This window comes from Halohasta sp. A2, from assembly GCF_056175805.1.
In genome coordinates this window covers 1-26,790 of the sequence record NZ_JAQFWV010000015.1, presented here as the reverse complement: position 1 = coordinate 26,790, position 26,790 = coordinate 1, and the positions used below count along the sequence as shown (strand labels likewise).

Genomic DNA, 26,790 nt, shown 5'->3' with positions numbered 1-26,790 from the left:
CGTCTGTAGCAGGGGCGACTTTTATTAAAGCGATTTATAATAGAAATATAACTGCCTATATGGGCTTCATGCCGGTAGTACTGCGCTAATACGTCTCCAGACAACCCCATACTACTCTATAGTCTACTGACAGCTGTGTCGGCCGTGGATATACACGCCTATACGCGCCGCGTACCTCGATTCGGTATGGAGTCGACGCCATGAAACGAGCCACTGGTGGGCTCGCAGACCGCCTCCAACACCTCGGCGGCGAGGGGTCGACGGTCCTTCTTGCAGTCATTGTCAGCACCTTCTTCATCGGCTTCGGCGGGGGCGTCGTCTTCCCGATTCTCCCCAATCTGGGGGCGGTCCTGGACATATCGCCGTTCGTCGTCGGCGTCATCCTGAGTGCCAATCGCTTTTCGCGGCTGCTCGCCAACGCACCCGCCGGGAGTCTGGTCGACCGAATCGGCACGCGGACCCCCTTCGTCGTCGGCATGCTGATCCAGAGCGTCGGCACGCTGGGCTACGTGATCGCCCTGCTCGCGCCGCTGCCGGAGGTGTGGTTTCTGGTCGCGCGGATCGGCTGGGGTGTCGGCAGCGCGCTCGTCTTTGCGACGGCCTACACCATCGCCTCGGACCTCAGCGACACCGGTTCTCGAGGGACCAACATGGGGCTGATCCGCGGCGGCCTGCTCTTTGGGTTTCCGACGGGCGTCGTCCTCGGCGGCGTCGTCAGCGAACTCGTCGGCACGCTCGCCGCATTCGGCCTCGCCTCAACGTTCGCGTTCATCGCCACTGTGCTGTCGTATTTCATCATCCCCGAGACGCACGTCGACAACGAGGACACCTCGGTGCCGCCGTGGGACATCCACACCGCGCCGTCGACGCTGACGGTGGGCGTGACCAACTTCGTCGTCTTTTTCGTCTACATCGGCGCGCTGTTCGCCACGCTCGTCCTGTTTCTCCCAGCGATCGACGTCTTCGTCTTCGGGCTTGGGCCGCAGGGCTCCTCGGGAATATTCATGGCCGTCACGGTGCTGTCGGCGGGGGCGTGTATGTTTCTCGGTGGCTACGTGAGCGACCGTCGGGGCTCGCGGGTGCCGATTCTGGCTGTGTTCCTCGCGGTTACGACCGTCGGGTTTCTGCTGCTGGCGTCGGCCGATTCGGTGGGGCTTCTCACGGTCGCCTGTCTGGCGATCGGCGCGGGACAGGGCGGGACGAGCGGCCCGCTGATGGCCCTTCTCGCGGATCTCACGCCGACCGAGCAGATGGGCCGGGCCGTCGGGACGAACAACGTGTTTGGAGACATCGGGGGTGGATTGGGACCGATCGTGACGTTGCCGCTGGTCGACAGCGTCGGCTTCGTCCCGATTTATGTGGTCTGTGCAGTCATGCCGGTGGTTGCTGGGGTGGTGTTGGTGGTCGGCATTCGCCGCGAGACAGGGCAGTTCGTGCCTGCGGTGGGTCAGTGACTGGTGTCTCGCTATTTGGTGGCTGGCGACGTACCTCGATCCAAATTTGTCGGCGCGAGACGACTCCCGACAGCAAGGGTTACACTGGACCGTCTCTGAGGATCTGTGAATGGGTGGATCCCTGTGGTATCCGTCAGTCGAGGACGTAGTCGCTATCCACAACGATATCGTCTCGGAATACGCCGAGACGCATCACGGTGTGCGCAACCGCGGGGACATCGAGTTTGCACTGACCTACATCCAAGACGGTAACTTTGGAACCGCATCGGAAACGATCCACGAGAAAGCGTTTCACCTGCTACGGTTGCTCGTCGCTAACCACCCGTTCGTGGACGCGAACAAACGCACCGCGCTGAACACGACGGTCGTGTTTTATTTCCTCAATGGGTATCGGTTCAGCTACGATGCGGAGATTAGAACCGTGCTGAAGCGGTTCGGAACCGACCAGCAGGCCGTCGATACGCGGGAAACTATCGAATATCTCCAGTCCCAGACGGACCACCTGGAGGTGGCCGACGAGATTGAAGCCTGGCGAGAGGATTTCATACAGTTTGGAATCGACCAACTGATCGACGATTCATCCGACCCGAACGGTTAACCACGTTCGGACTTACGATTCATACATGTCGACTGAGGACACAACCGACGCCCCGTCGCCGCTCGACGAGGTGATGGATGACATTCGTCGGGAACTCGTCCAGCGAGTTGCCAGTGCCGACCGCGATGCGAATCGAGAGATCTACGACGCACTCGAAGACGAGTAATTGCGTCTTACTCGGCGTCTTCGATTACGATTCTGCGGTTCTCAATCCACCGTTGTCGATCACCGAACATACGTATGCATCTCCAAATTGCGGAATTATAATATATAGTATTATAAACAGAAGCTAATGACTGAAAGCGTGGCATCCGATGTCGACCACGAACCGAGCGAGAAGCGCCACCGAGACGCCGACGACTCCTCGACAGTTCCCCCGCCGTCGACCGACGGGACGCTCACGCTGTCGGACGGCCGGACGCTCGGCTACGCCACCTACGGCCCTGCCGACGGGACGCCACTGGTGTTTTGCCACGGCTCGCCGGGATCGAGATACATCCGCCATCACGACCCGTCACTGCTCGAAACCCACGAAATTAGACAGATCACGCTCGAACGCCCGGGGTACGGGCGTTCGACTCACCAACCGGGCCGTGAACTCATCGATTGGCCAGAGGACGTTCGGGAGGCTGTAGACCAACTGGGGGTCGACGAGTTCGCCGTGGCGGGCCTTTCGGGCGGTGGCCCTCATGCGCTGGCCTGTGGCGCATGCCTCCCCGAACGGGTGACCAACGTCGTGGTTATCAACGGGATCGGGCCGGTGACGCCGCCGGGAGCGACCGACGGCATGGAGTTCAAAAATCGCCTCGGGCTCCGCGTCGCCCGGCTCCCATTCGTTCCGTATCTGATGGTGTGGCCGATCGTCCGAAAGATACGGAACGATCCCGACGCGGCCGTCGACGCGTTCGGCGAGCGCTTTGCTGCTGTCGACGAGGCGGTCGTTAAGCGGCCCGCGGTCCACGCCGTCTTTCGGCAGGATTTCTCGGAGGCGGTTCGGCAGGGAGCGAAGGGATACGTCCGAGACAGTCGGATCTTCAGTCGACCATGGGGGTTCGATCTCGACGAGGTGTCGGTGCCCGTCGACCTCTGGCACGGCAAACAGGATACGAATGTTCCAGTGGGGATGGCGACCTACATGGCCGACGAACTCCCGAATTGTACCGCCCACATCTTCGACGATGAGGGCCATTTGCTCATGTTCGAACACGGCGCGGAGATTTTGTCGACACTAACCGAATCGGCCGGCGCGGAGTGAGGCGGGCTCGCCCTTATTCAGCGGCCGCCGCAGCCGCCCGCGCTTCGTCGACGCTCCGACCCTCACGCAACAGCGCGTCGACGAACAGCTCACCCGCTTTGTACGACGACCGAACCATCGGCCCAGAGGCGCAGTAGAGAAAGCCTAACTCGTCTTCGGCGACGGCCTGCCACGTCTCGAATGCGTCAGGGTGCACATAACTAAACACGTCGAGATGTGACCGCGACGGCTGGAGATATTGTCCGAGCGTGACGATGTCGACGCCCACCTCCCGCAGATCAGAAAGGGCCTGATAGATCTCGTGGGCGTACTCGCCGACGCCGAGCATCAGGCTCGTTTTGGTGTAAATATCGGACTCGCGGTCGACTTGCTCCAACACATCAAGGCTCTGGTCGTAGTTCGCCCGTCGATCGCGGACAGGCCACTGGAGTCGGTCGACGGTCTCGATGTTGTGGGCGATCACGTCTGGCTCGGCGCGGATGATCTTCCGAACTAAATCGGGTTCGCCCTGAAAATCGGGAATCAGCACCTCGACGAGGATCGACGGATCACGCTCCTTGATCTCGCGTATCGTCTGGGCGAAGTGGCCCGCACCTTGATCTGGCAGGTCATCGCGGTCGACGGAGGTAAGAACGACGTAGTCGAGGCCGATTTCGTCGACCGCTGCCGCGACGTTGGCCGGTTCCTCGGGATCGAGCGGCTCCATTCCTCCGGTCTGGACATCGCAGAAATTACAGCCACGCGAACAGCGGTCACCCATCAGCATGAACGTCGCCGTCCCCGGTCCATCGCGGCCCGACCAGCAGTCGCCCAAATTGGGACAGTTGGCCTCTTCGCAGACCGTGTGGAGGTTTCGGTCCCGGAGCGTCGACTTGATCGACGCGAAGCGCTGGCCTGACGGCGGTCGCATCTTGAGCCAGTCGGGCTTGCGTCGACGGCGTGCCATGTCCGATATTCAGTCGCGGCCAGCAAAAGCGTGCGGATCGGTCGCTTCGTTTGGAAGGAAACGCCTTTGATTGCCCGGCCCGCCCCACACAACAATGAGGCGCTCTGCCGGTGAGTCGACGTGAAGGTCGCCGAAGCGGTCCCCGATTTCGCCGACGCCTTCGGCTTCGAGGAGTTCAACCGGATGCAGCGGGAGGCCCTGCCCGTCATCCTCGACAGCAACGAAAACGTCGTCGCCAGTGCGCCCACCGCCTCCGGCAAGACTGCCCTCGCCGAACTCGCCATCTGCCGCACCCTCCGAGACGACGGCACGGCACTGTTCATCGCGCCCATGCGCGCGCTCACCAACGAAAAAGAGGCCGAGTGGGACCGGTTCGAAGAACTGGGCTATTCTGTCTACGTCGTCACCGGCGAACGCGATCTCAACCCCCGCCGCGCCGAACGCGCCGACATTCTGGTGATGACGCCCGAAAAAACCGACTCGGCGACTCGCAAGCACGATTCGCCCCGCTACTCCTTCATCACGGGGGTCGACTGCGTCATCGTCGACGAGGTCCACCTGCTCGATTCGGATGGGCGGGGCGGCGTTCTCGAAGCCACGATCTCGCGGCTCCGCCGCCTGTGTGATCCACGCATCGTTGCCCTCTCCGCCACGATGCCGAACATCGAGGACGTGGCTGGCTGGCTCGACGCGACGCCGGAGTCGACCTTCGAGTTCGGCGACGAGTACCGTCCGGTTGACCTCCACTCGGATGTCCGGACCTACAGCCACGGCGACAACGCCTTCGCCGACAAGTACCGCCGCCTCTACGCCGCGCTGGACATCGCCGAACCCCACATCCGTGAGGACGGCCAGGCGCTCGTCTTCGTCTCCTCGCGGCAGGACGCGGTCCGTGCGGCGGCCAAAACCCGTGACGTGATCGCCGAACGCGACATCCCGATGGGTGCTCGCGGCGACTACGACTTTCACAACGTCGCCAAAGAGCTGAGCAACGACAAACTCCGCAAGGGCGTTCCTGACGGCGTGGCCTTCCACCACGCTGGTCTCGCCAAAGAAGACCGCAACCGGGTCGAACAGTGGTTCAAAGAGGGCAAAATTCAGCTTCTGTTCTCAACGTCGACGCTCGCATGGGGCGTCAACCTCCCCGCCCGCTGTGTCGTCATTCGTGATACTAAATACCACGATCCCCTCGAAGGTGATGTCGACATTAGCCCGCTTGACATCCTCCAGATGCTCGGGCGGGCGGGACGGCCAGGGTATGACGACGTGGGCTACGGCTGGGTGGTCTGCGACCGCGCGGACGCCGACAAGTACCGTCGACTGCTCCGGGAGGGCAAGGAGATCGAATCCAGGTTAGCAGAAGATCTCGATTCGCATCTCAACGCCGAGATCGCGATGGGGACCATTCAGGATCTCGACGACGTGATGGATTGGCTCGAAACCACCTTCTACTACCAGCGGGCCCAGTCGAAGCCTGCCGAGTACGGCCTCGACGGCCTTCGCGAGCGCGTCAGTTCGACCCTCCAGACCTTGGTCGACCGCGGCTTCGTCGAGACCGACGACGAACAATTGGGTGTCGAGGCCACTCCAATCGGCACACTAACCTCGAAATACTACCTCCGGTTGGGAACCGCTACCCGCTTCGCCGCGCTGGCCGACCGCGAGCGCATTGCGGTCGACGACGTGCTCGAAACCGTCGCCAGCGCCGACGAGTTCGACAGCGTCTCGGCCCGACAGGCCGAAACCGACGCGGTCGACGAGGTACTCCGCGGCACCTCGACCGACCTCGAAGACGGCCACCGGAAGGTACTGGCCATTCTCCACGCCGGAATGGACGGCAAGACGCCAGCCGAACTCCGGAGCGATGCGTGGGTAATTCGACAGAACGCTCTCCGTCTGCTGGCGGCGCTCCACGAGTTCCTCGATCGGTTTGCCGGACCACGCGCAGCGAATCTGGCCCGCCGGATCGAGGCCCGCGTCGACCACGGCGTCTCGCGGAAGGCGGTCGCCCTGACCGCGATCGACGGCGTCGGGGCGGGCCGTGCCGAAACGCTGGCTCAAGCCGGACTCACGACCCCCAGCGAGGTCGTCGACGCCGGAGTGGGCGAACTCACCCGTGCGGGGATCACTGCTGGCGTCGCCGAACGGATCGTCGCATCAGCCCGCGATCTCCCACGGATCGCCGTCGACTGGGGGGCGTTCCCCGACTCGATCGCCCGCGGCGAAAACGAGATGCGGGAGATCACCGTCAGCACCACCGCCGGAAGCGCATCGGTCGGGATTCGGATGACAGTCAACGACATTGAAATGAACACAACACGGTGCTATTTATCCGATTCTACGACGGTCCCCGTCGGCGTCTTTGGCGCGGCCGAAGACCTCGAATTCACTGTTGAAGTATCGTTCCCCGATCTTCCGCTGCCGCCAGTGCGGGCGAGTCGGTCGGTAGTCGTCGACTAACTGGAGTAGAGACCACCTACTGACCGCGAGTCGTGATTTCGGTCGTGGTCAGTGTTCGATCGAAGCGTCGTCGACCCACGACCGAATCGCTTCGCGGAGCGACTCGGCGCTCTCGACGACCGTGTCGGCCGCCGAGAGGTCGGTGTCATCGTTCGGTCCGCTCCGGTAGGCAATCACGGTCATCCCTGCGTTCTTGCCCGCCTTGACGCCGTTTTTCGAGTCCTCGATCACGAGACACTCGCTCGGTTCGCGGTCGACGACGTCGGCGGCGTACTGATAAATGTCGGGTGCTGGCTTGCCGTTGCCGTCGATATCCTCGGCGCTGATCGTCTCGTCGACCGAGATGTCGAACCGCTCGGTGACGATCCCGTGCCATGCTGGCGGTGCGGAGGTGACGATGGCGACCGGGACGCCCCGCGATTGAAGATCCGAAACAAGGTCGTGAAAGCCATCGAGGAGGGCGACCCGCTGGCTGTAGATCTCGCGGGCGGTCGCATCGAAGATCTCGATGTATTCCTCCTCGCTGATTGTCGTCTCGTAGTGCTCGTCGAGATAGTCGTAGATCTCCCGGTAGTTCATCCCGGTCGTCTCGTCGAGATCGGGGTGTTCGCCGTCGAGCGTCGCTGGAAAGATGTGCTCGGGCTGTTCGGTTCGCCAATAACGCTCGGAGTCGACGATTACGCCGTCCATATCGAACAACACGGCTGTGCTCTCACCCTTGCTGGAATCCATACTGTCTGATATGTGGCTTCGGATAAAGAGTCTCGGCCGAGAGTTTAGAAGCCAAAAGGCCAGATGCCCTGGCGCTATGTCCCCGCAAACCCGGATTCTCGCCGGCGACTGTACCGTTCGGTTCGAAGGAACCCGCGATCGCATTCAGCGAGGCCACGTCGTGGTTCTCGTCAAACCCGATCACACCGTGTTGGTCCACGATGCGGATGGCTACCAGCCGGTCGCGTGGCTTACTCGCCCCGATTCAGTCACGATCGAGCACGATGGCACGCATTTCAGCCTTCGAGCTCACGCCGATAGCCAAGAGTTGTTAGTGACCTCCAACTCGGCGGCCGGACTCGAATCGTTCACCGTCTCCGAAGCCGGTGTCCCGGTTGGGCGCTGTCGGCGCTGTGCTGGGCCGCTTGTCAGATCCCGCGACGAGGTTCAGTGTCTCAGCTGCGAAGAGCGGTTCGGGTTGCCTACCGGAGCGACCGTTCTCGATTCGTCGTGTGAGGACTGTGGGCTCCCACAGATTCGCGTCGCCCGTGGCGAGTCGTTCGACCTCTGTGTCGACTACGCTTGCGAGTCGCTGTCGACGGCCGTCCGCGAGAGCTTCGACGAGGAATGGACCTGTCCCGACTGTGGCTCGCCACTCCGTGTTCGGAGCCCAGACGGCCGCATTTTCCTCGGGTGTGACGACTACCCGACCTGTGAGACCTCGTTTTCCTTTCCATCCGGCGTCGTGACTGGCGACTGTGAGTGCGGCCTGCCACGGTTCCGAACCGCTTCGGGCGAACGGTGTCTCAACGGTCGGTGTACGGCTGACAACGCCTCGACGGAGTCGGCTCAGTCAGGCCGTTAGGGTTTGACTAACACTTTAATCGCCTCGCGGTTGTCCATCGCTGCATACCCTTCCGGGACCCCGTTGAGGTCGACGGTCTTCGTAAAGATCGGCGAGGGATCGAGCGTTCCCTGCAGTACGTCAGCCAACAACTCCTCGGCGTAGGCCCGCACCGGCGCAACCCCACCGTTGAGCGTGATGTTGCCACGGAAGAACGGTTCGAGATCCAGCCCCTCGCCCATGCCGTGTGGGACGCCAACGTAGCCAACGGTGCCGCCCGGACGGACAATCCCATGGGCGGTTTCCATCGACGACGTGGCACCGACGCATTCCAGGACGTGGTTGACACCGCCGTTGGTCAACTCCTGGATGCGGTCGACCGCCGCCTCGCCGCGTTCGCTTACGAGGTAGGTCGCGCCGAACTCCGCGGCGAGTTCGAGGCGATCCTCGTGGTGCCCGATGGCGATGATTCGCTCGGCTCCGAGCCGACGGGCAGCGAGGACGCCACAGAGACCGACTGCGCCGTCGCCGACCACTGCACAGGTAGAGCCAGCTTCGACGCCAGCGCTGACGGCGGCGTGGTGGCCCGTGGCCATCACGTCCGTGAGTGGCAGGATCGACCGCAGGGTGTCTTCGTCGTCGGCGTGGCGGTCAGGTACCCGAACGAGGGTGCCGTCGGCCTCTGGACACCGGACGTATTCGCCCTGTGCGCCACCGTTGGCTCCGTTCCAACTGTCGCTGTTGAGACAGGACGTGTGGAGTCCCTTCCGACAGAACTCACACCGCCCGCAGCTTATAACGAACGGAGCGAACACGCGGTCGCCCGGTTCGACCGAAACCACGCTTTCGCCGACTTCCTCGACGATCCCCATCGGCTCGTGGCCGACGCGAGAGGGGACATCGCGGTCGCTTTCGCCCCGATAGAACCAGAGATCCGAGCCACAGATCGCAGTATGGGTTACTCGAATGATCGCACCCGTCGCTGCATCGAGTGTGGGTTCGTCGACCGAGTCGACGCGGATATCGCTCGGGCCATAGAATCGTGCTGCGCGCATACCGTATCGCTGTCTCGGCGGCGCAAAAACCTACTCCTCGGTCTGCGTTCGTGTTCGGTCCCCTGCTACAGCCACTCGGCGGACCAGGCTTTGATCTCGTCGAACACCGGACACAGCGACTCGCCTTTCTCGGTCAGCGAGTAGTAGGTCGCGATCGGCTTGTCCTCCTCGAACCGACGTGAGACGTACTCGGTCTCCTGGAGGTCGTCCAAGACACGCGAGAGCGTCCGCGAGTTCGCGCCGGTCGACCGTTTGAGTTCGTTGAACCGCTTTTCGCCGTCCTGTAGGTCGTAGAGCACCGCCAGCCGCCACTGGGAACCGATCTCGTCGAGCGACTCGATCACCGGACACGGCGAATCGTCGACGGCCGTTTGCTGCTGTTCTGCCATACGACCACATATAGATCGAGAAATATAGTGGTTCGTATTGTAACGTGGTTACATTCTACAACTGCTATCGAGCGTTGCGGCTGCTGGTATCGGATTCGACTGCGTTCCGCTGGCGTCGGCTTACTTACCTATAGCCGGGCTATTCAAAAACAGCCTGCGACTCAGTCGTCGCTGACGACGGTTCGCTCGCCTTCGTCGTCATCGTTGTCGTATTTATAAACAACGCCGTCGTCTTCGTCGGCGACCACTCCATGCGAGCCATCGCAGTGGGGCTTGTTGGCCGACAGCCCACACTGGCAGAAGGCGACGGTGCCGCCCTCTTCGGCTAGTTCGTCCTCGCCGACAACGTACGGTCCCGGCTGGTCGTGGGTCACTTCGCGTGCCATACGTTCCCAACCCTCCCGGTTTATATAATGTCGACAGTGACACTAGTGTTACCGAAACCGATCGTCGAACCGCAGTCTCTTTTGGCCAGCCAATCACCGAACGAGTATGAACGGACAGCTTCGCGACGGTGTCGTCGAGATCGCTGGCAACGCCCGCCAGCAGTTCCACGACGCCCGCGGCTACGGCACCCCCGACGGCGGCAACTCGATCCGCGTTTCGCGTGTCGAAGCAGCCCATCTGCTTTTCCGCGGTGATCTCGACCACATCGTCGACCACGCCGGCGATGGTCGCCACCTCGACTTCCAGGCCTTTTTTGTCGCCTCCGCCGCGGCGGTCGACCGCTTTGCGCTCCGATTCCTCGTCTACGCCGAACTCCGCGACCGAGGCTTCTATCTCTCGCCCGCCCGCAAGGGGTGGCCTGGAGCCGACGACAACTCTTGGACCGATTTCACCGTCTACCCTCGTGGCACCAAACCCGGCGACGGCGAGCCAGCCCATCGGATCGTCGTGGTCGGCGAACGAGCCTCGATCCCTGCACGTGACATGGGAGATGTGACGCTCGCCGTCGTCGACGAGGAAAGCGAGATCTCCTATCTGGAAACCGCCACCCCCCACTTCGAGGGAGGGACGACCTACCAGCCGCCCGACTCGCTGTCAGGCTCGCTGATTGATGACCGAGTCGTCGTCTGGGAAGCGCCCGAGGAGTTCTACGAGCATGGTTTCTACGGCCAGCCGCTGACCGCCCGCCAAGCCATCGTCGACTCGGCCGTCCAACTCTCGTTGGTCGAGGCTGCCGGACTCGCCGCCGATGGCCATCTCTATTTGAACAGCGTCGACGGCCCTGCTATCGAGGCAATCCGCAAGCGTGGGCGTGCGGTCGAAGGCGAGCGGTTCGACCGCCGACTGGCGGTCTACCGCGCGTTGCGGAGCCAGCAAGTCGTCCCCAAAACGGGCTACAAGTTCGGCGCGGACTTTCGAACGTACAATACGGTCGAGTCGGTCGACGAGCTGCCACACTCGGAGTGTCTCGTACGAGTCCTCAAGGCCGACCACGCGTTCGATCCGCGCGAGCTATCGCTGGACGTGCGGCTCGCCGGAGGGGTCCGGAAACGAATGGTTTTTGCGCTGACCGGAGCCAACGGAGACATAGAGTGGCTCACCGTGAGTCGCCTGACACCATGACCGACGACGAGACACCACGGACCGACGATGGTGGCACTGGATCAGGAGCCACGCCGCTGACAGACGGCGGCGTAGATGAAACCACCATCGACCCCTGGGGATCGTCGACGGTCGCCGACTACCGCAAACTGTTCGAGGAGTTCGGTATCGAGGAGTTCGACGAGATCCTCCCCGACGTTCCCAATCCACACTACCTGATGCGCCGGGGGGTTATCTTCGGCCACCGCGATTATAGCCCGGTCGCCGAAGCCCTCTCGAACGACGAGCCCGCTGCCGTCCTCTCGGGATTCATGCCCACAGGTGACCCACACATCGGCCACAAGCTCGTTTTCGACGAGATCATCTGGCACCAACAGCAGGGTGCCGACGCGTATGGCCTGATCGCCGACTTGGAGGCCCACTCCGCCCGCGGGATGGGCTGGGACGAGATCGACGAACACGCCGAGAGCTACCTGCTCAGTCTGCTGGCGCTCGGCTTCGATCCCGAGGACGGGACCCTGTATCGCCAATCGCAGAACCGCGAGCTACAGGATCTGGCGTTTGAACTCGGCTCGAAGGCTCGCTTCGCGGAGTTCGCCTCGATCTACGGCTTCGACGGCGAGACCAACGTGAGCCACATGCAGAGCGTCGTCACCCAGATGGCCGACATGCTCTACCCACAACTGGTCGACGGCCCCAAACCCACCGTCATCCCGGTCGGTCCGGATCAGGACCCCCACGTCCGACTCGCACGGGATCTCTCGGTCCGAATGCGGTTTTTCAAGGTCACCGAAGCCTACGCGAGTTTCGAGACAGATGCCGTCGAAGGCGAGCTGATTCGGCGGGCCTACGACACCCTCGCTGCCGAACTCGGGGACGATGAGCTGGTTCGCTGTGAGGACGCCGCCGACTGGCTCGCCGACCACGAGGTCGACTCAGAACGCACCGCCGCACGCGCCTCGGCGGTCGACAAACTCTCGGAGGCCGGGATGGAGCCAGTTCGGCCACGTGTTCGCTTTTTCCACCGTCACGGCCCAGACAAGGCTTTTGAGGCGATGATCGAGGCCATCGAGGGCGAAAAACGGGTGTATGAGGGGCATATCGACGCTTTCGATCTCGACTTTGGCGAGGCCGAATCGCTGGCTCGTGAGGTGGAGGTCGACACCGGTGGCTACGGCTTCATCCAACCCTCGTCGATCTACCACCGGTTTATGACCGGCCTCACGGGCGGCAAAATGTCGTCGTCGATTCCGGCGAGTCACATCAGCCTGCTTGACGATCCTGAAGACGGCTACGATAAGGTCAAATCAGCGACCACTGGCGGCCGCGAAACAGCCGAACTCCAGCGAGAGTTGGGTGGCGAGGCTGACGACTGCCCGGTGTACGAACTGTACGCCTATCTCTTGGCCCAAGATGATGATGCGTTCGCCAAGAAAGTCTACGACGAGTGTGTCGGCGGCGAGCGACTCTGTGGCGACTGCAAAGAGCAGGCTGCCGTGCTGATGAAGGAGTTCCTCGCCGACCACCAGGAAAAACGCGAGGAGGCCAGAGAGCTGCTCGAACAGGTCGACATCGAACTCGATTCGGACCGCCGCGGCCCCGGCGGTTCGCACTAATCGATTTCCGGAACCCCTGACACCGTCTGGATCGGCGGCCACACCACGGTCACCCCTGGCGTAACGGTCGGCAACGACGCCGTCATCGCCTCGGGCGCGGTCGTCACCGAGGACGTCCCTGACGGCGTGATCGTCGGCGGCAACCCGGCAACGAATATAAAAGCGGTCGACGCGACCGAGCAACCCTGATCGTTGTATGTCGGACAAATAGCAGAATGTTCGCCGACACTACTGTTGAATCGCCCGTCGGCTGGGGGCCAATCAGACCCACAATTTCTGACGACTGTTGAAAACCCAACAAAAATTCATCGACTGGGTTTCAGCGTAGTGCTTGACTTGCATCTTCGCACACGCCACCTGTCGAACTCCACAGAATTTATTCCCAAGCGATGCGACTTCTGAAGCCATAACTCAGGGTGGTAGAAGCAACGAAAACGACAGGGCTGACCGCCGTCGACCAGCATCTGATTGTCGCTCTCTTTTGATCACCACATCAACCAAACGTCACCCTTGATTGTCTCACGCCGTTCGATCAACCCGGCGTTCGCCATCATCTGAAGCCGGTTGTGAATGGTTTCGGTGTTCCCGTCTATTTCTGCGGCCACTGTATCTGTTGGCAAGGCCCTGTGCTTTTCGAGGAGGGACAGGATCGTTTCATCCCGGGGACTGTTTGAGGGATTTCTGTTTGTATCCTTGTCCACAGTCACAACTGTATGGAATAAATACACATTGTTAATTCTACTGGTCACACACCTGTAATTCACTTGGGGGCTGCGGGTGTCTGGTTCCGGGATTTCTCACCGCTTTTTAGTACACCAGAAGACGACGTCGGTCATCTCGAGTCGACCCAATCAACGTCTCCCTTCTTTGCAAACGTGGAGTTGTTGTGCCGTGGCCCCATCCGGAAACTCCACTGTTTGTGGTGCGTCGATCGTTCCTGTAGCGGACAACACTCGAGTGGAAGGGGTAGATACGTGGCGCAAGCGACTGTTCAAGTGGTTAGCCTGACTCCTCGTTTCGCTGCTGTCTTCGCAAACGCTAACTGTCGACCCCACAGAATCCTTCTCAACAACTGTATGCGACTCCCGGAATCACAGCTCGCGGTCCTACAAGCCGCGAACGCAACTGATGGAACAGCCACAGAGCGGCTGGCCGACCAAACAGGGCTCGACCCCGCCGCCGTCACCCGCGCAGCCTTCGATCTCCGCGATGAGGGCCTCGTCACGGTCGACGAGACGACCGAAACCAGCGCCGAACTCACCGAGGAAGCCCACGAGTACCTCGACGAAGGCCTTCCCGAGGTCCGCCTTTTTACTGCTGCCATCGAGGCCGGAGCCGACGACGAGCCAGTTTCGATGGGTCAACTCATCGGCGCATCGGGGCTCGGCGGCCCGCAGGTCGACATCGCCCTGTCGAACTTCGCGCGCAAGGGCTACGGCTCGATCGACTCCGGGGCGGTCTCGGCGGACCCCGACGCTGATCCCGACAGCGACCCCGAGGCCGCCGCGCTCGAAACGCTGGCGGCAGGCGAGTCGGTCGACGATACCGACCTCCTCGATGGGCTCGAACGCCGCGAGTTGGTCGAGCAAAGCGAACGTACCTTCCGGACAGTCACGCTCACTGACGAGGCGGTCACCGCGCTAATGGAGGGGATCGAGGCCGCCGAGACGGTCGACCGACTCACTCCTGAGATGTTGACCAGCGGCGAGTGGGAAGAGGTCGAGTTCACCGAGTACAACGTCGCTGCGGACGCGCCGAGCGTCGACGGCGGCCGAAAACACATCCTCCGACAGACTGCCGACCGTGTCAAGGACGTGCTGGTCGGCATGGGCTTTCAGGAGATGGACGGCCCGCACGCCGACGCCGACTTCTGGATCAACGACTGTCTGTTCATGCCGCAAGATCATCCCGCTCGAACGCATTGGGATCGGTTCGCTCTCGACGTGCCGCCGATTCAGGAGTTGCCTGACCAACTCGTCGACCGTGTCGAATCCGCCCACCGCGAGGGTGTTGGCGAGGACGGCGAGGGCTATCATTCTCCGTGGAGCCGCGACTTTGCAGAGGCCGTTGCCCTCCGGGGTCACACAACCTCGCTTTCAATGCGATATCTCTCCGGCTTTGCTGGTGCGGACATCGAGCCGCCACAGCGGTACTTCTCGGTTGAGAAAGTCTACCGCAACGACACACTTGATCCGACTCACCTTCTCGAGTTCTTCCAGATCGAGGGCTGGGTGATGGCCGAGGAGCTCTCGGTCCGAGATCTAATGGGCACCTTCGAGGAGTTTTATAAGCAGTTCGGGATCGAAGATATCCAATTTAAACCCCACTACAACCCCTACACGGAGCCCTCATTCGAACTGTTCGGGACGCATCCAACGACCGGGGAACTCGTCGAGATCGGGAACTCGGGAATGTTCCGACCCGAGGTGCTCGAACCACTTGGAATTGAATGCGACGTGATGGCATGGGGGCTCGCCTTAGAGCGGCTCTTGATGCTTATGTACGGCTTCGAAGATATTCGGGATGTCCACGGGACGCTGTGTGATCTCGAACTGCTGCGGGAAACTGAGGTGGTTTACTAATGCCAGTCGTCGACGTCGATCCAGACGAACTCCGCGAGTTGACCGGCCACGACGAGAAATCCGACGAGGAACTCAAATCGGACCTGTTCAACCTCGGGCTCGAATACGAAGGCGAAACCGACGAGGGGATGATGCAACTCGAATTCGCGCCCGACCGCCTCGACCGCCTGTCAGTCGAAGGTGTCGCCCGATCCCTTCGCTACCAGTACGGCGACGATCACGGCGTGTACGTCCCCGAGACGAACGACGCCGACTGGACGTTCCACGTAGACGAGAGCGTTCCCGAGGGTCGACCCTACGTCACCGGTGCCGTCGTCCGCGATGTGAACCTCTCGGAGGCCGCGCTCGACTCGCTCATCCAGTTGCAAGAAAAGCTCCACGCCACGATGGGTCGCAAGCGGGCCAAAGCTGCTATCGGTATCCACGACCTAACGATGTTGAAGGGCCAGCCCTACGACGAGGAAACCGACGGGCCGTCGATTATTTATAAGGGAGTCGACTCCGAGAGTGTGAGCTTCGTTCCACTCGATTCGGACGAGGAGATGACGCCTGCCGAAGTGCTCGAACGACACGACACAGGCAGGAAATACGCCGATCTCGTAACTGACTTCGAGCGGTATCCCGCGATCTACGACGAACTCGGGCTCTTTTCGTTCCCGCCGGTGATCAACGGTCGACGAACCGAGGTCGAACCCGAATCTCGTGATCTGCTGATCGAACTCACCGGGACTGATCAGTGGACAATTGATCACATCTGCAACATCATCTGCTATGCGCTGTCGGCGCGCGGCGGCACTATCGAGGAAGTAGAAATCGAGTACGCGGGCGTCCAGGGGGACGACGAGTACGGCCCGCACCTCGTCCGGCCGAACTTCGACGTTCGAACCAAACGCCTGAGCCACGACCGCATCGAGACCGTCCTGGGCGTCGACTTTGGGCAGGGGGCCGTGCTCGATCTCTTCGAGCGCGCTGGGCTCTCGGCGACGGTCGACGACTCGGACGATGCTGAAGGGGCTGTCTACGAGGTCGAAATCCCACCCTACAGAGTGGATGTACTCCACCCGATGGATCTGGTTGATGACCTCGGCCGCGCCTACGGCTTCAACGAACTCGAACCGCGCTATCCCGACGTGGGGACCGTCGGCGGTCGACACGAGCGAACCCGGCTCGAAGACGCCGCCCGCGCGAGTCTCGTCGGGCTGGGCTTCGAGGATCTGCTGAACTTCCACATGATTTCGGCGGAGGCCAACTACAACCGGCTCAACGTCGAGCCCGGAAGCGGCGTCATCGGCGCGGGCAAGCCGGTCGATATTACGGGCCCCTACAGCGAGGACTACACTCAACTCCGAAGCTGGGTCCTGCCATCGCTACTGATGGTCCTCGAAAACAACACCCACCGCGCGTATCCGCAGGAACTCGCCGAGATTGGACTCGCAGCTGAAGTCGACGAAAGCGAGAACACCAACGTCGCCGAGTGGCGGTCGATTGGGGCGGTTATCGCCCGTCACGATGCGACCTACGAGGACGCCAAGGCGCGGCTGGCCGTGCTCTGTGGGGACTTCGGTGTCGACCTCGAAACGCCTGCCACCGAGCACCCGTCGTTTATAAACGGGCGGGTCGCTGATGTCGTGGTCGACGGCGAGACGGTGGGTGTCATCGGTGAGATTCATCCGAAGGTCTTGGTCGACCACGATCTCGAACTGCCGGTCGCGGCGTTCGAGCTCCGGCTTGAGGCGCTCTCCGAATAACGATTCGGCGTCTCTGTCGCTGGCTGCAACGTACGCCTAAGTACGTGGCAATCATCTATCGGATAATGAGTGCCGCTCAGGATCTCTACGACCTCCTTTCGGAGGGCAGCGAACTCCACATCATCTGTCACAACAACCCCGATCCGGACTGTCTGGCGAGTGCGCTCGCGTTGGGGCAGATCGCGGCCGACGCCGGGATCGACGAGCGCGAAATTCTCTACAGTGGCGTTATCTCCCACCAGCAGAACCGTGCGTTCGTCAACCTGCTCGAGATCGACCTCAAATCGTTCGATCCGGACACGCTCACCGACCGGCCTGCGGACTCCTTGGTCGCGTTCGTCGACCACTCGATCCCTGGCGCGAACAACGACGTCCCCGAGGAGACGGCCCTCGACATCGTGATCGATCACCACCCTGCCGAGGGGATCGACGCCCGCTTCGTCGACCACCGCGAAGAGATCGGCGCGGCGGCAACGATCCTCACCGAGTATATTCGGGACCTCGACATCGACCCCGACGCCATGCTCGCGACGGCGCTACTGTTTGCGATCCGCCGTGAGACGCTCAACTTCCTTCGGGGTGCGACCTCTGCCGAATACGACGCGGCGGGATACCTCCACAACTACGTGGATCCCGACCTGCTTCGAACGCTGTCGACGCCCTCGGTGACCGGCGCAACCCTCGATGCGATTGCGACGGCGATCAGCAACCGGACGACGAAATCGGCGATGCTCGTCTCCCACGTCGGCCGGACGACCGAACGGGATGCGGTCCCCCAGGCCGCCGACTATCTCGCCACCTTGGAGGGCGTCGAAACGGTGATTGTCTTTGGCATCATCCAGGACTCAATCCACCTGAGTGCGCGGTCGCCCGACCCACGCGTTCATATAGGCAATGTACTCAGACAGACGTTTGATGACGTGGGGAGCGCGGGCGGCCATCACGATGTCGCGGGCGGCGAGATCCCGCTCGGTCTCTTTGCAGACTACACTACCGACGACGAACAGTTGCTTGCAATCGTCGACCGCGTCATCACTGCGCGTCTGTTCGCCGCGTTCGATCTCACCGATGGCGCGGGTGACTGAAACCACCGACCGTGAATTGCCATCTCGTGACTCGCCCAACGCTCTTTCGTTGTCGACACATCCAAACCAGTCGCCTCCATTTTCTACCTAAATGCCATCGACGGGAAAAATATCGCGCGAGTTCTTCGGTTCACAGATCGCCCCACGGCTCGGTGCCGACCGATCCGATGTCACAATCGGCCCGAAACACGGCGTCGACTTCGGCGTCATTGACGTCGACGGCACCGCGCTCGCGGTCGCCACCGATCCCGTCTCAATTCTCCCCGACCTCGGTTTCGAGCGCGCTGGCCGCTTTGCGGTCCGGATCGTCCTTGCGGATGTCGCGGTCTCTGGACTCTCGCCCTCGCATCTCGCCATCGGTTTTACGCTGCCACCAGCCATCACCGACGACGAGTTCGCCACCCTTTGGGGTTCGATCCACGACGAGTGCGCCGATCTGGGCGTCGACATCGTCACCGGCCACACCGCCCGCTACGCTGGCTGTTCGTTCCCGTGGGTTGGCGGCGCGACGGCGATGGCGGTCGGTGAACACGACGATATCATCCGACCCGACGGCGCGCGGCCAGGCGACGATGTCGTTCTCACGACTGGCCCGGCAGTCGAAGCCTGCGCACTGTTCGCCTCACTGTTTCCCGACAAAATCGACTGCGAGCAGAGTGTCGTCGACCGTGTTGCCGCCCGCCTTGACGACCTTGATGGCATCCGTGACGCCCTCGCCGTAGCCGACGCTGGTGACGTGACTGCGATGCACGACGTAACCGAAGGCGGCCTGCTCGGCGCGCTTCATGAAATGGCTACTGGCGCAGGCGTTCAGTTCCGCGTCGACGGTGACCGTGTGCCGACCAATCCCGATGTCCTCACACTCTGCGAGACGCTCGGCATGGACTCCTGGACCGCGACCAGTTCGGGCTCGTTGTTGATCGCCGTCGACCCCGAGTCAACTGACGGGGTCCTGGACGCGCTCGGTGACCGTGGCACCGCTGCAGCGGTAATCGGTCGTGTCGAATCCGGGTCTGGGGTCATCCGTGATGGCGAGTCGACCCAGCCACCCGAGGGAGATTCCTCGTGGCCGGTGTATGAGGCCCTGCTCGAAGCCGAGTCTGGTGAGTAGTCGTCGACTACCAAGCCATAGTCGGTGCCTACGCGGTTCCTACTCGGTGCGTTTTGGCGAACCACACAGCCAGTACTCAACTCGATGCTGCCTGCGCTTCGTTCGATGCGTCCTCGTCCTCAACCAATCCAACGACGTTCGGCAGCCTGAACGTCGCCGTCGTTCCGCTATCGCCGGTTTCGAATTCGACGCTGCCGCCGAGAGCTGTACTCCCCCATTCGATGAGCCAGAGTCCGATCCCACTGCCGTGTTCGAGGTCTGTCTCCTCGCCCTCGTCGATCACGTCGAGTTCGTGCTGTGGGATTCCCGGCCCGTTGTCCCGGATGTCGAACCGGGCAGTCTGGTGGTCGACCACGGCGTCGACTGTGACCGCGGGTTTGTTGGCATCGCTGTGTTCCAATCCGTTCTCAATGAGGTTTCCGAACACGCTTGCGAGCAGTTGGGGATTCGTCTCGATCCGCAAGTCTTCGATCACCTGGTTGTCGACCGTCCCGCCGTGTTGGTTGGTCAGACTGTCGGCCAGATCGTCGATCAGTGGTCTGATGTGGACAGGTTCGGTGCCGAGCGTATCGGCTTCCAGCGTGCGTTCGACTGTCCGGGCTTTCTCGCCGAGGTCTAGGACGCCGTCGACGTTGCGTTCGGCGACCGCCAACATCTGTTTGGTCTCTTCGTCGTCGCTTTGTTCGCGGACGATTTCGAGATAGCCGCTGGCGACGTTGAGATCGTTGCGGAGGTTGTGCCGGAGAATGCGGTTGAGCACCGCCAGCCGCTGTTCGCGCTGGCGTTCGGTCGTGATGTCCTGGAGGGTCACCGAGTGGCCCACTGGGTTGTTCCCGGAGTCGTGGATTGTTGAGACCGATACCGCGTACTCACGGGGCTGGCGGTCGGTCGGCTGGTGGATCCGTTGGTCGTTGCGTGTGAGATCGATCTCGGGCCACACGTCACCGATAGACTGGCCGAGTGCCTCGGTTCTGTCAACCCCGACCGTCTCGGCGGCCGATTCGTTGAGGTTGATAATCCGCGAATCATCGTCGACGATGAGCACGCCGATTCCGAGATCGTCGATTGCGGTCCGATCCCCAGCCCGCCGGGCTGCAGGCGTGAGCTCGAACATATTGCGCCGGAAAAAGGCGTACATATCGAAGCCGAGGTGGATCGGAAACAGCAGCGGCGCGAAGTTGAGTTGGGGTGTCGGGCCGACCTGCAGGCCCCACAGCACCAGTCCGACTGCGATTGGAATCGGCGACAGCGCGATTGCAATCGTCTGTCGGCGGTAGAGGGGCCCGTAGCTCGCAAACGCGTCGACCAGTACGGCGATGCCGACGGTTGTCAAGATCATCGTACTCAGCAAAATCGCATACACTAGCGGTTCGTTGGTCAACTGGACACCGGCGACGTTGCCGACTGAGACGACGGTGTACTCGCTCCAGACGAATCTGTGGAGCGGATTCGTCGCAATAATGCCTGTCAGCACCAGCTGCACAGTGACAATGATCACCATGGGACGCGACCCTACAGCCTGTCTGCGGCCGGTGTATTCGAGCGCAAACGCCAGAAAGAACACGCCACTGAAATTGATCCCGACCCAGATCGGAATCTCGAACAGAAATCTGAGTGTGGGATCGAAAACCAACAGGGCTGCCCCGTAGGAGACCGTCCAGAGAGTGACACAGCCGATAACGCCCATGAAATATGTCGCGCCCGTCTCATTTCGGTAGGGCCACAGATAGCCGAGGAAAAACACCGACAGGAGACCAGCGCCAAACGATCCGATGGCCAACCATGGAAACGATTCAATCACTATCTGATCCATATCACACACTTAAATAAAGTGTCCGGCCCGGATTTCTGGCCTGATACTACCCGTTGTCGGCTCTCGTCGGTATGTCTGGCCATCGGCCGAACTACCGAGTCGACTAATATTAGTCCCCGCGGTGTGTTTCGCCGACTAATGCCTGATGGAGAGTACGATCCCGACGCTGTCGAGCCCAAGTGGCAAGCCCAGTGGGTCGACGACGAGACCTACGCGTATCCCGCCGAGTCGACCGATCCGAACACCACGTTCGCTATCGACACGCCGCCGCCAACAGTGTCCGGAAACCTCCACTGGGGCCACGTCTATGGGACGATCCTTCAGGACATCGTCGCGCGCTTCGAGCGGATGCAGGGCAACGATGTCTTCTATCCGTTCGGCTACGACGACAACGGGATCGCTTCGGAGCGCCTGACCGAATCCGAACTCGGAATTCGCCATCAGGAGTTCGAACGCTACGAGTTCCAACAGAAGTGCCGCGAAGTCTGTGCGCAGTACGAGGAAAGTTTCACCGAAAAAATGCAGGCGATGGGGATCTCCATCGACTGGAACAACACCTACCAGACGATCTCGGCGGACTCCCAGCGCGTCTCCCAACTCTCCTTTATCGATCTCTACGAGAAGGGACGTGAGTACCGCCAGAAAGCTCCCGCAATCTGGTGTCCCGAGTGCGAAACGGCGATCTCGCAGGTCGAAACCGAGGATCTCGAAGAGGACTCCTACTTCAACGACATCGCCTTCGAACTCGTCGAGAGCGGCCGCGAGCCCGCTGGTGACGCACTCGTCGACGACGATTACGAGTACGAGACCGCGACCGACCCGGGCGACGACATCGTGATCTCGACCACGCGACCGGAACTCATCCCGGCGTGTGTCTCGATGTTCGTCCACCCAGAGGACGACCGCAACGCCCATCTGGTCGGCGGCACAGCCAAAGTGCCGGTGTTCGGCCACGAGGTCCCGATCTACGAGGACGACCGCGTCGACATGGAGAAAGGAACCGGCGTCGTGATGTGCTGTACCTTTGGTGATCAGACCGACATCGAGTGGTACCAGGCCCACGATCTCGATCTCCGGGTCGCCATTGACGAATCAGGGACGATGACCGATCTGGCGGGCGACTACGCGGGAATGACCACCCACGAGGCCCGCGAAGCCATCGTCGACGACATCGATACAGTGGGCCAGCTACGGGATCGCCGTGCCATCCAACACGTCGTTCAGGTCCACGAACGCGACGACGTGCCCGTCGAGTACCGCGTCACCGAGCAGTGGTACGTTAGCGTCCTGGACAAACGCGAGACCTATCTCGACGCCGGGAGGCAGATGGAGTGGTTCCCCGACAAGATGTTTACGCGGTACAAACACTGGATCGACGGCCTGGAGTGGGACTGGTGTATCTCCCGGCAACGCTCGTCGGGGATTCCGTTCCCCGTCTGGTACTGTGCCGACTGCGACCACGAAGTCCTCGCCGCAAAGGCTGATCTCCCCGTGGATCCACTCTCGGACGAACCACCGGTCGACAGCTGTCCGGAGTGTGGCTCCTCCGAATTCGTCCCCGAAGAGGACGTTCTCGATACGTGGGCGACCTCCTCTCTGACTCCTCTTATCAATGCAGGCTGGGACTGGGACGACGAGGCTGGCGAATTCACGATGGAGCGCCCCGAAATCTACCCAATGGATCTGCGGCCACAGGGCCACGACATCATCTCTTTCTGGCTGTTCCACACCATCATCAAGTGCTACGAACACACCGGCGAGGTGCCGTTCGACGCGACGATGATTAACGGGATGGTCCTCGACGAAAACCGCGAAAAGATGTCCAAATCGAAGGGCAACGTCGTCGACCCAGATACCGTGCTCGACAAGTATCCGGTCGACGCCGCCCGCTTTTGGGCCGCCGGAAGCGCGATCGGTGACGATCTGCCGTACCAGGAAAAGGGGCTTCGTGCGGGCGAGAAACTGATCCGCAAGCTCTGGAACGCCTCGAAGCTTGTCGAATCACTTGCGCCCGACATCGTCGACCAGCCCGACGAGCTGGCGGGGATCGACCGCTGGCTGCTGGCCGAACTCGATGCGACCATCGAACAGACCGCCGACTATCTCGGTGCTCGGGAGTTCTCGAAGGCCCGCGACGGCCTGCGGAGCTTCTTCTGGGGCACGTTCTGTGACGACTACCTCGAAATCGCCAAACAGCGACTCGACGAGGGCGAGGACGCCTCGGCGGCCTACACGCTCCGCACTGCGCACAAACGGTTCCTCAAACTGTTCGCCCCACAGCTGGCCCACGTCACCGAGGAGCTGTATCGGGATATGTACGACAGCGAGACGAGTGTCCACCACACCGCGTGGCCCGAACCGCTCGGCATCGAGGCCGACCGCGAGGGTGGCAACGCCGCCATGTCGGTCGTCAGCGCGCTCCGCAAATACAAAAGTGACCGCCAACTCCCGCTCAACGCCGAACTGAGTGCGGTCGACGTCTACGGACCGATCGACGGATTCGAGGACGATATCCGCGGTGTCATGCACGTCGATGAGCTCACCGTCCTGGATGCCGAGCCCGAAATCGAATCCGTCATTACGGAAATCAAACTCGACTACGCGAAGGTCGGCCCCGAGTACGGCGCACAGGTGCCGGATCTCGAAACCGGAATCGAGTCTGGTGAGTACGAACTAGTCGACAATGAGCTCCACGTCGCGGGCGAGGAACTCGGTGCCGACCTTTTCGAGGTCCACCGCGAACGCCAGTACGTCGGCGACGGTGAGATGCTCGAAGCTGGCGACACCATGGTTATTATCGCTGAGGCCTAACTGATCGGTCCGTTTTCCTATCTAAACCGCCGCTTACTACTTTTCGGTAGGCCAGGATTACAGGTCGACGCCGACCGCTTCCTCGATGGAGTCGAATCCATCGCGGTCTAAGAGTTTCAATAGACCTCGATTAATGTCGCGTGCGACCGCTGGTCCCTCGAAGACGAGACCGGTGTAGAGTTGGACAATACTCGCGCCCGCGCGTATCTTTTCGTAGGCTCCCTCGGCATCGCTAATGCCACCGACGCCGACAATGGGGGTGTCGGTTCGCTCGGCGATAAACCGGATCAACTCGGTCGCCTCGCCTTCGATCGGTTTGCCCGACAGCCCCCCTGTTTCGGCTCTGTTCGGGTTCTGGAGCGAGTCGGGGCGACTCGTCGTCGTGTTGGTTGCGATCACGCCGTCGAGTCCGAGTTCGTCGACGACTGCCAGGGCATCCTCTATGGCGGGTTCGGGGAGATCCGGCGACAGCTTGACCAAAAGGGGCTGCGCACCGGCGTTTTTCAGCGTTCCGAGGATCTCCTCCAAGGCATCGCGGTTCTGGAGCGATCGCAACCCCGGCGTGTTGGGGCTCGACACGTTGACTGCGAAGTAGTCGCCCGCACCGGCCACGTGCTCGTACGTGTAGAGGTAGTCCTCTGCGGCTTCTTCCAAGGGCGTCGACTTCGATTTCCCGATGTTGATGCCCAGCGGCACGTCTGGCTGTGGTTCGCTATCGAGCCGTCGACCAATTCGGTCGGCCCCGTCGTTGTTGAACCCCATCCGATTGATCAGTGCCTGGTCTTCCGGCAGGCGAAACATTCGAGGCCTGGGATTTCCTGGTTGGCGTTCTGCGGTAACGCCACCGATCTCGACGTGTCCAAAGCCCAGCGCTTCGAGCATGCGAGGGATTTCGGCGTTTTTGTCGAACCCCGCAGCGACGCCGACCGGGTTCGGGAACTCAAGGCCGAACACAGTGGTTTCTAATCGGGGATGACTGACGGTATACCGTCGACGAACCAGGTCGACAATGGGCGTCTCTTGGGCCGCTCGGAGTGCTGTGTGTACCGTACGGTGGGCGGTTTCGGGTGGAAGCAGAAACAAGACGGATTTAGTGAGCGTATATGGACGCATTACGTTGGCAAACCGAGTCCACAGCAATCAACCTCCCGAACCGCTGTCCCGGTGATGGCTCTGTTCTCGGTGTTAGAAATCGTGTTCGACGGTATCGGGGTCTGCTTTCTGGATGATTATCTTCCCGTCACGCACGCGGACGAACACTTCATCGCCGATATCCATACCGGCAACAGTGAGTTCGTCCTCGTGTAAGTTGACATGGACGTTGTGGTACTCGCCGTCTTCGTCTTTTGCACCACTCGGGCTGAGCTTTTTTTTGCGAACCATCGCGGGTGTCTGTCTCCAACTCACCCCACCGAATACATAAGTGTTGTTTACCAATTCTCGAACATCGCGAGCGCGCGATACAGCTTACCTTGTCGCATCCCACCGCGTGCTACCGATTTGGATCGAATAACCGGGAGACGAATGATGATAATATTTAAAATTTGGGCTGAAAAGTACTCATTTACCCGATATATTTATATTAGACCATGTACTCGGTTGCCATGGTGAGTAAAACCATGGTACGAGAAGATGGTAAGCGAAATTTCGCGCTCCGCACGACAGATGGATCAGAAGCGAGTGTGTTTTCCGGAAACACACCACGACAGGCTGCACTGAAGGCAGCGCGTCGACTCGATCCTGCGCCGTCCGAGGACGAAGCCGAACGTGTCGACCTCGAACTCCGTGAGAAGGGCACCGACAAGGTGCACATCTATGAGGGCTGGGCATGGCACGAGACCGCCCCCGACAACAAGCCCGACTGGATGCCCGACGAGATCACGGAGGCCAACGTCTCCAAACAGGGCATCGAACACCTCGAGGAGTGAGCTCCGGTCGACCGAGCTGACTATTTTGGCGGCGAACCGTGGCTCCGATACTGTTTAGTCTCTCTCGCTGTGAGTTTCTGATGCGCGGCTATTCACCCGACGGGACCGCCTGTGAAAGCAAGGGATGACCGTTCGATCTCCTGCCGCGTGATATTTGGCCCGGAAGTGTCTACTCTGGAGCTCCGAGTCGACGTGGCTCTCTTTATGTCGAAAACATACGGTGTGTGATTCGAACCACACGGCATGAAACCGCATGACGTGGCGCCGTTGGTTCGACGGGGTTAAATACAAACCTCCCATCCGTATGAATGCGAAGGTCGGGCGGGGCGGCCCCGTTCGACACCCGTGGTCGGAATCGCCCGACGGCGGCCATCTCGAACCAACGCCCTTAAGTATACCAGGGCATTCGGATGGAATGCAACAGACAACACACGAGATTGCAAGGCCGTTCAACTCGGTCGGCACTCGTGGACTGAGGTGCAGTCGAGTTCGACGGGTTTATACCCGTCACTCAACTACGTCTCAATCCGAAGAAATGGGGACCTCACCCCTGCGGTACGCCGTACAGATGGGGTCCGACGTTAGCCTTGGTAGTTCGGTGTCACCCGATTGCTCGGAGGACGCCGAACTCGGACCATGCAATGAGACACATATATTTGGTGACCGATCTCCTGATGGAGATCGTTCCCGCCAGCCCCCAACCCTTCTGGGTTGGACACATTCCGGTTGATCCTGCCGGAGGACATTGCTATTGGGATTCGATTTAGCCATGCTAGTTGTACGAACTTAGATTCGTAGCAGATAGCTCAGTAACACGTGGCCAAGCTACCCTTCAG

At 61.1% G+C, this 26,790-nt stretch carries 23 protein-coding genes, 1 rRNA gene and 1 pseudogene; 16 read left to right on the top strand and 9 right to left on the bottom strand.

Annotated features, from left to right (window positions below; genetic code table 11):
- Positions 1-200 precede the first annotated feature (200 nt).
- From O2S87_RS06690 to O2S87_RS06675, 4 genes are all read left to right on the top strand, one after another.
- Positions 201-1,454 carry an MFS transporter gene (locus O2S87_RS06690; RefSeq protein ID WP_475408024.1) on the top strand — a complete coding sequence of 418 codons (1,254 nt, stop codon included), beginning with the start codon at positions 201-203 and terminating at the stop codon, positions 1,452-1,454.
- 109 nt (positions 1,455-1,563) lie between these two features.
- Entirely contained in the window at positions 1,564-2,052 is a 489-nt protein-coding gene (locus tag O2S87_RS06685) for a type II toxin-antitoxin system death-on-curing family toxin (RefSeq protein WP_475408023.1), read from the top strand.
- A gap of 25 nt (positions 2,053-2,077) precedes the next feature.
- Positions 2,078-2,218, top strand: coding sequence for a hypothetical protein (locus tag O2S87_RS06680; protein WP_475408022.1), 141 nt, complete (start codon positions 2,078-2,080; stop codon positions 2,216-2,218).
- A gap of 126 nt (positions 2,219-2,344) precedes the next feature.
- Positions 2,345-3,307 carry an alpha/beta fold hydrolase gene (locus O2S87_RS06675; protein WP_475408021.1) on the top strand — a complete coding sequence of 321 codons (963 nt, stop codon included), beginning with the start codon at positions 2,345-2,347 and terminating at the stop codon, positions 3,305-3,307.
- 13 nt (positions 3,308-3,320) lie between these two features.
- On the opposite strand, the gene lipA is transcribed toward O2S87_RS06675, so the two are convergent.
- Entirely contained in the window at positions 3,321-4,253 is a 933-nt protein-coding gene (lipA, locus tag O2S87_RS06670; protein ID WP_475408020.1) for a lipoyl synthase, read from the bottom strand.
- 120 nt (positions 4,254-4,373) lie between these two features.
- Here lipA and O2S87_RS06665 point away from each other — a divergent pair, with 120 nt between their 5' ends.
- Positions 4,374-6,713, top strand: a complete 2,340-nt coding sequence (locus O2S87_RS06665) for a DEAD/DEAH box helicase (RefSeq protein WP_475408019.1) — start codon at positions 4,374-4,376, stop codon at positions 6,711-6,713.
- 48 nt (positions 6,714-6,761) lie between these two features.
- Here the strand turns inward: O2S87_RS06665 and O2S87_RS06660 are convergent, their stop codons facing one another.
- The gene (locus O2S87_RS06660; protein ID WP_475408018.1) at positions 6,762-7,445 is read right to left on the bottom strand and encodes an HAD family hydrolase; all 684 of its coding nucleotides are present in this window, start codon (positions 7,443-7,445) and stop codon (positions 6,762-6,764) included.
- A 76-nt stretch (positions 7,446-7,521) separates the two neighbouring features.
- Between O2S87_RS06660 and O2S87_RS06655 the strand changes: the two genes are divergently transcribed.
- On the top strand, positions 7,522-8,289 hold the full coding sequence (locus O2S87_RS06655; protein WP_475408017.1) for a topoisomerase DNA-binding C4 zinc finger domain-containing protein: 768 nt from the start codon (positions 7,522-7,524) through the stop codon (positions 8,287-8,289).
- Here the strand turns inward: O2S87_RS06655 and O2S87_RS06650 are convergent.
- The 3 genes from O2S87_RS06650 to O2S87_RS06640 all read right to left on the bottom strand — a co-directional run bounded on the left by O2S87_RS06650 (position 8,286) and on the right by O2S87_RS06640 (position 10,098).
- Positions 8,286-9,323 carry a zinc-dependent alcohol dehydrogenase family protein gene (locus tag O2S87_RS06650; RefSeq protein WP_475408016.1) on the bottom strand — a complete coding sequence of 346 codons (1,038 nt, stop codon included), beginning with the start codon at positions 9,321-9,323 and terminating at the stop codon, positions 8,286-8,288. The genes O2S87_RS06655 and O2S87_RS06650 overlap by 4 nt on opposite strands.
- A gap of 65 nt (positions 9,324-9,388) precedes the next feature.
- A complete protein-coding gene (locus tag O2S87_RS06645; protein WP_475408015.1) occupies positions 9,389-9,712 on the bottom strand; it encodes a winged helix-turn-helix transcriptional regulator in 324 nt (107 codons plus the stop codon).
- A gap of 161 nt (positions 9,713-9,873) precedes the next feature.
- The gene (locus tag O2S87_RS06640; protein WP_475408014.1) at positions 9,874-10,098 is read right to left on the bottom strand and encodes a CDGSH iron-sulfur domain-containing protein; all 225 of its coding nucleotides are present in this window, start codon (positions 10,096-10,098) and stop codon (positions 9,874-9,876) included.
- A 106-nt stretch (positions 10,099-10,204) separates the two neighbouring features.
- Between O2S87_RS06640 and endA the strand changes: the two genes are divergently transcribed.
- The 3 genes and pseudogenes from endA to O2S87_RS06625 all read left to right on the top strand — a co-directional run.
- Complete coding sequence (gene endA / locus O2S87_RS06635) at positions 10,205-11,281, top strand: tRNA-intron lyase (protein ID WP_475408013.1); 1,077 nt, start codon at positions 10,205-10,207, stop codon at positions 11,279-11,281.
- Positions 11,278-12,876 (top strand): tryptophan--tRNA ligase, encoded by a 1,599-nt coding sequence (locus O2S87_RS06630; RefSeq protein ID WP_475408012.1) that lies wholly within the window; start codon positions 11,278-11,280, stop codon positions 12,874-12,876. The genes endA and O2S87_RS06630 overlap by 4 nt, the downstream gene beginning before the upstream one ends.
- A gap of 6 nt (positions 12,877-12,882) precedes the next feature.
- A pseudogene (locus O2S87_RS06625) lies at positions 12,883-13,065 on the top strand (acetyltransferase); the annotation flags it as partial.
- 296 nt (positions 13,066-13,361) lie between these two features.
- On the opposite strand, the gene O2S87_RS06620 reads toward O2S87_RS06625, so the two are convergent.
- Positions 13,362-13,583 carry a DeoR family transcriptional regulator gene (locus O2S87_RS06620; protein WP_475408011.1) on the bottom strand — a complete coding sequence of 74 codons (222 nt, stop codon included), beginning with the start codon at positions 13,581-13,583 and terminating at the stop codon, positions 13,362-13,364.
- Between the two features lie 369 nt (positions 13,584-13,952).
- Between O2S87_RS06620 and pheS the strand changes: the two genes are divergently transcribed.
- The 4 genes from pheS (at position 13,953) to O2S87_RS06600 (ending at position 19,402) form a co-directional block, all read left to right on the top strand.
- Positions 13,953-15,458 (top strand): phenylalanine--tRNA ligase subunit alpha, encoded by a 1,506-nt coding sequence (pheS, locus tag O2S87_RS06615; RefSeq protein WP_475408010.1) that lies wholly within the window; start codon positions 13,953-13,955, stop codon positions 15,456-15,458.
- Entirely contained in the window at positions 15,458-17,206 is a 1,749-nt protein-coding gene (pheT, locus tag O2S87_RS06610) for a phenylalanine--tRNA ligase subunit beta (RefSeq protein ID WP_475408009.1), read from the top strand. The genes pheS and pheT overlap by 1 nt, the downstream gene beginning before the upstream one ends.
- 65 nt (positions 17,207-17,271) lie before the next feature.
- Positions 17,272-18,291, top strand: a complete 1,020-nt coding sequence (locus tag O2S87_RS06605; RefSeq protein WP_475408008.1) for a DHH family phosphoesterase — start codon at positions 17,272-17,274, stop codon at positions 18,289-18,291.
- Positions 18,292-18,382: 91 nt separating this feature from the next.
- A complete protein-coding gene (locus O2S87_RS06600) occupies positions 18,383-19,402 on the top strand; it encodes an AIR synthase family protein (RefSeq protein ID WP_475408007.1) in 1,020 nt (339 codons plus the stop codon).
- 76 nt (positions 19,403-19,478) lie between these two features.
- Here the strand turns inward: O2S87_RS06600 and O2S87_RS06595 are convergent, their stop codons facing one another.
- Positions 19,479-21,203, bottom strand: coding sequence for a histidine kinase N-terminal 7TM domain-containing protein (locus O2S87_RS06595; protein WP_475408006.1), 1,725 nt, complete (start codon positions 21,201-21,203; stop codon positions 19,479-19,481).
- A 150-nt stretch (positions 21,204-21,353) separates the two neighbouring features.
- On the opposite strand from O2S87_RS06595, the gene O2S87_RS06590 reads away from it, so the two are divergent.
- Complete coding sequence (locus tag O2S87_RS06590; protein WP_475408005.1) at positions 21,354-24,026, top strand: valine--tRNA ligase; 2,673 nt, start codon at positions 21,354-21,356, stop codon at positions 24,024-24,026.
- 57 nt (positions 24,027-24,083) lie between these two features.
- Here the strand turns inward: O2S87_RS06590 and O2S87_RS06585 are convergent, their stop codons facing one another.
- Entirely contained in the window at positions 24,084-25,139 is a 1,056-nt protein-coding gene (locus tag O2S87_RS06585) for a quinone-dependent dihydroorotate dehydrogenase (RefSeq protein ID WP_475408004.1), read from the bottom strand.
- A gap of 72 nt (positions 25,140-25,211) precedes the next feature.
- Positions 25,212-25,409, bottom strand: a complete 198-nt coding sequence (locus O2S87_RS06580; protein WP_475408003.1) for a hypothetical protein — start codon at positions 25,407-25,409, stop codon at positions 25,212-25,214.
- A 236-nt stretch (positions 25,410-25,645) separates the two neighbouring features.
- Here O2S87_RS06580 and O2S87_RS06575 point away from each other — a divergent pair, with 236 nt between their 5' ends.
- Together O2S87_RS06575 and O2S87_RS06570 are read left to right on the top strand one after the other, a co-directional pair.
- Positions 25,646-25,954, top strand: coding sequence for a non-histone chromosomal MC1 family protein (locus tag O2S87_RS06575; protein WP_475408064.1), 309 nt, complete (start codon positions 25,646-25,648; stop codon positions 25,952-25,954).
- Positions 25,955-26,673: 719 nt separating this feature from the next.
- Positions 26,674-26,790, top strand: a 16S ribosomal RNA gene (locus O2S87_RS06570); the annotation flags it as partial.